At 60.2% G+C, this 4,788-nt stretch carries 3 protein-coding genes; all 3 read right to left on the bottom strand.

Going from position 1 to position 4,788, the window contains the following annotated elements:
• Positions 1-2,437 (bottom strand): ATP-binding protein (locus tag AC1D0I_RS32135; protein ID WP_477400125.1); only part of this gene is annotated, 2,437 nt, incomplete at its 3' end.
• A 97-nt stretch (positions 2,438-2,534) separates the two neighbouring features.
• Entirely contained in the window at positions 2,535-4,499 is a 1,965-nt protein-coding gene (locus tag AC1D0I_RS32130; protein WP_477400124.1) for a hypothetical protein, read from the bottom strand.
• Positions 4,500-4,547: 48 nt separating this feature from the next.
• Positions 4,548-4,788: nuclear transport factor 2 family protein (locus AC1D0I_RS32125; protein WP_477400123.1), on the bottom strand; the 241-nt coding region annotated here is incomplete at its 5' end.

Genomic DNA, 4,788 nt, shown 5'->3' with positions numbered 1-4,788 from the left:
GCGCTTGGCTGCGATATCCCAGAATATGCAAGGTCCAGGAAAGGTAGATCATGGCCATGCTCGGAAAGTCGCTGCCGACCTTGTCTGCGCTGTCCTTGTGGCTGAGAGCGCGCTCAAGATATTGCCGGGCCGCCACCAACTCGCCCTGAGAGAACAGACTCATCCCCTTGAACTGCAGACCTATGACGAGCGCGTTTAGGTAACCGCCCTCCTCGCCGACCCGAATTAACTCATCACTGGCCGCGAGGGCCTTAGCGAACTGACCTGAGTTGAAATGAGTGCCGAAAAGCCCGTCGAGCGCCCTGATCGTCGATTCCGGCTCGCCAAGCTTCCCGCTCAGTTCTATGGCCCGCTGATATGCGGCACTGCCCTCGCCCGTCACGTAGCCTAGCGCAGCGTAGAGCACGTCGCCCAGTTCCAGTTCGAAGCGAAGCAGCCTGCGGCTACGATCGTCGGATTCGGGCAAGAGTTTCGCGGCTTCAAGCCCCTTCCTGAAGGTACGCACCGCGTCGACTTTTGCCCAAGTCTTGGCCGCCTTCAGCCCTGCCAGCAGCCAGTAGTCAGCGGCGCGGTCGAACAGACCTGCGTCTGCGAAATGCTCAGCGAGCACTTCGGGATAGGCAAAAGCCGCGTTGTGGTCGCGCAGTTCGATACATTCGGCAATCAATCGGTGAATCTGCTGCGCGCGCTCGTGCAGCATCGTGCCTCTGGCGGCCTGCTGCAGGAGCACGTGGGTGAACGAAAAGCCCGCGCCGGCCGTCCCCCGCTCGGCGACGATCAGCCCCGTGCGCACCAGGTCGCCAACTGCGGCGCGCAACTCCGCTTCGGGCCAATCGCAGATCTCGCGCAATATGTCGAAATCGAATTCGCGGCCGATCGCCGCTGCGATCTGCGCAATTTCCTTGGCGGGCCCCAGCCTGTCGAGGCGGGCAAGCAGCGAGAACTGCAGGGAGTTCGGAATGTTGGTCGTAGGTGACAGACGTTTCGGCTGCGATACGTCCAGCCGCAATCCTGTTTCGACCACGCTCCGCGTAAGCTCTTCGATATAGAGAGGGACGCCTTCACTGCGGTCGAGCACCACCGAAACATCAGCAGCGAGCGCATTCGGACTGATGTCATGGACAATCGCTTCGGCATCCTCGCGGCCGAGCGCTTCAAGACTGATGTGATGCACGTCCTGCCCGTCGACCCACGGAACGCTTGAGTGGTTCCTGCTCGACACAAGCAACAGCGCAGGAGTCGAAGCCAGGCTGGCGACGATCTTGTCGAGAAGGTCGCGCGAGGTCGCGTCGGCCCATTGTTCATCTTCGAACAAGATCAGGATCGGGGTAGCACGCGCCAGATAACTGACCAAATCGATGAACGCTTGCTCGGCAATGTTGCGCTGTCGTTCGGCGCTTATCCCTTCAAGCCTGTCCGGCATAGTCGTCGGTAAGCCGAGCAGGCTTGAGAAGATCGCCAGCGCGACGTCGCTGGACACAGAACCTATCGACAATCCGTTGCTGAGCTTTCGCAGCTTTTCTTCCGTCGAGTCACCGTCCTCGATCGTTGCGATCCTCTGCAACTCCGCGAGGAATGGATAAAGGGTGCTGTTCTCAAAGGTCGGAGAACATTGCATGGTCAGCTGCGGAAAGCTGCGCAGGCGCTGCTGGATCTCGTTGAGCAACCGGGATTTACCGATTCCCGACTCCCCCGAGACCAACACCGCGTTGCCGCGCCTGTCGCGCACAACGGTCTCCCAGCGCTCCATCAGCAATCGCAATTCGGCATTGCGGCCGCACAGCTTGGTCATGCGCGCACGCTTTGCAAAGCGAGTCGGCACCATGCGCGCCCGTTGCACCTGCCAAACCTGGACTGGCTCGGCGAATCCCTTCAGCTCATGTTTGCCGAACGTGGTGAAATCAATCGCGCCACTCGCGGCCTCGAAGGTCGCCGCGTCGACAAGGATCGTGTTAGGCTTGGTCAGGACCTGCAGCCGTGCCGCTAGATGCGCGACGTGGCCGAAGGCGACGGTGGACACGCCGCTCGGCGCACCGACGAACTCACCCACCACGACCTGGCCGCTCGCGATACCCACCCTCACTTGCAACGGATATCCCAGACTTGCCGAGATGGTGCCAACCGCATCGACGATCTCGAGTGCCGCGAGCACGGCGAACTCGCTGTCGTCCTCGCCAGCTATTGGATAACCGAAATAGGCCTGGACGGCGTCGCCGATATAGCTGGCCGTGACACCCTTGCGGCGGCGGATGACACTGCTGCAGGTCTGCAGAAAGCTCTCGATCAGGCGTTGGAAGTCCTCGGGATCCAGGCGGTCGGCATATTCGGTTGACCCCACCATGTCGCAAAACAGAATGGTGAGATAACGCCGCTCTGCAACAGACTTCCCTGGGCTGCCGGGCAAAATCGGGCTAGCCAATGGAACCGGTGTGGTCACGGCTCTGGGACCCTCCTTGGTGCGGCGACCATGTAGCACCAGTCATGTTATCGCAAGTCCCGGCGCTCATCAGCCGCTTTCGATCGCGTCAAGTGGATCATCGCAGCTCGTCACACTGAACGTCAGCGTAGATCAAATGGTCTGCCGCGCTAAATGCCGCTTCGCTCTGATCGAAGCAGAACCGTTTGGGCACCAAGCGTATCAAGGTGCGTCGGTTGCACTCACCAGGCAGATCGACTTGGAAAGTGCGCGGCGACATCGACGGCGTCGGATCGCTCCATTTCGTGTGACCGGCAAACGAAACGTTCTCAACCAACAAGCTGGAACCGGCTGCGCTGACCGAACCGGAGATGGCCTCGGCGTTGGTACCCTTTGCTTGTTCGATGCTCGGATAGTCGCCACTTTGTGGCGGTTCCCCATTTGCCGGAATCGCGTCCGTCCTGACGGCCACATTGATCCTGATATCGTCGCGCTCCGGAACACCACCGTAGCTGTTGCGAAAGGTCCAGCTTACGCGAAGGACACGCGTCTTCGCCTCCTCTCCGGGCGGCCGAGGCAACACCTGAAGCGTGGCATCGGCGAGCGAAGAGCCTTCATCCTCCGCCTCTGGCGCCGGGCAGCTAGTGTAGAGTGGGCGGTAGCCACATTCGGAGCCACCGGCTCCCCATAGACAGTCGCTCAGCTTCCGCCAGTCCTCTGAGCTCAGGCTCGGCGCACGGGAGGACAGGTCATTGCCGGACCCTGGCAACATCCAGGGATGGATGCCACCGCTGCCGGCCGCCCAATCCGTCCGGTGTGCGGCGATCCCTGCGTAGATGATCTCTTCCTCGCGCAGCTCGAGCAATTGGACCCAGGTTGGCGACGTGACCGTCGGCTCATGCCCCACTGCGTCCGCAGCAAAACGGCGGCCCGTGATTTGTGTGGTAAGCGTGTGGCAGCTTGTGCAGTTGCCCGTTGGATCGTCGACCGTCCTGGCATGGCGAAGTTCATTGGGGTAGGTGCTGGTGTAGCCGGAGCCGACCACGCGGAACGGCGCGCCCGGCAACCGCGGCCGATGCGGTAGAAAATCTCCCAGGCTGAAGGCGGTCGATTTGGGATCGTCGGCTGAACGGAACCCTACCCTGCTCTGTGCAATGTGCGGATCGATCACATAGGGGCTTTTGTTGTCATGGCATGCATGGCACGAGATCTTGAACGTCGAATCATAGATTTTCTCCGCCGCAGTCCTTCCGACATTATCCGAATAGTTTCGCCCGCCTGGCGGAACGAAGGGCTTTGACCAGTCGAACACGCTCTGGTCCTTGCGGCCGTCGAAGAAGATAATTTCTCCGGATTTCCGATTGAACCCGATGGTGCCGAAGACAGAAAATCTCGGATCCGATCGCGTCCAGTAGGGATCGGTGCTGACCTCCTGGCTGATATTGGATTTTCTGCAGAGGAACAGCCATTCAACGTTGCCGCGCACGACCCTTACGACACGTGAGTTCAGCCCACAGTAGGTCGTGCTGCCAGTCAGCGAAGGCTTGTCGCATTTGGGCAATGTCGCCGTCCATTTCACCACCTCTCCGTTTTCGTTCCTGTGCTCGAACTCCAGCGGAGAACCTGGTTTTGTCGGATTGGGCTTGAGGTCGACGACATTGCCATCAACTTCCAGTGGGATGACCTTCATTTGTGGGCTGTCGCAATCGCCGTCGGGAATAGGACCGAACACCRCCCGCGCTTCATCGCCAGACCTGGTTATGACGTCGGTGCTCTTTAAGGCTGGCGCCCAAAAGATGTCAGGGTTCCATCGCGTAACGGCTTCGGCAAACGACTTCCCATCGAGTTCAGCCGGAGCGAAATCGACGCCGCGAGGTCGCAGCAGCTTGACAGCGGAACCGCGCGGCAATTGTGACACCGCGCAGCCGCTCGCCTTGCTGCAAACCACGTCGGCCTGATCGGAGCCTTGCCTCTCGCCGGCTCGCGGCGTCGATACAAAAGCTGCATGTCGAAGCCCGATCGTCCCGGACAGCAGGAGAAGCGCAATGCCGAGGACAGCAGCGATCAGCGCAATGGCACGCATTTCAGCCCACTGGAGCGTGCCAGTGAACCCATAGCCGATCTTTGGGCGTCATCGCTTCTTGGCTGCGACAGAGCCAGCAGCATAGTCGGCGTGGACAGTAAGCGATTGAAATCGCCAGATGTCGTCGTCGCCCTTTACAAAAGAGGCCCGGGCATCCGCCGAATAGTCAAGAACCGGTGCTGGAGAGTGGGAGTCCTGCAGAGTGACCAGGACTATCGATTTGGTATTCACTGTCTTACCGTCAACCACATCGAACAAGGTGTTGGTCACGAGATGCCGAGTCTGGAGC

Source organism: Mesorhizobium sp. P2_D1 (assembly GCF_056404455.1).
This window is presented reverse-complemented; position numbering and strand designations above follow the sequence as displayed.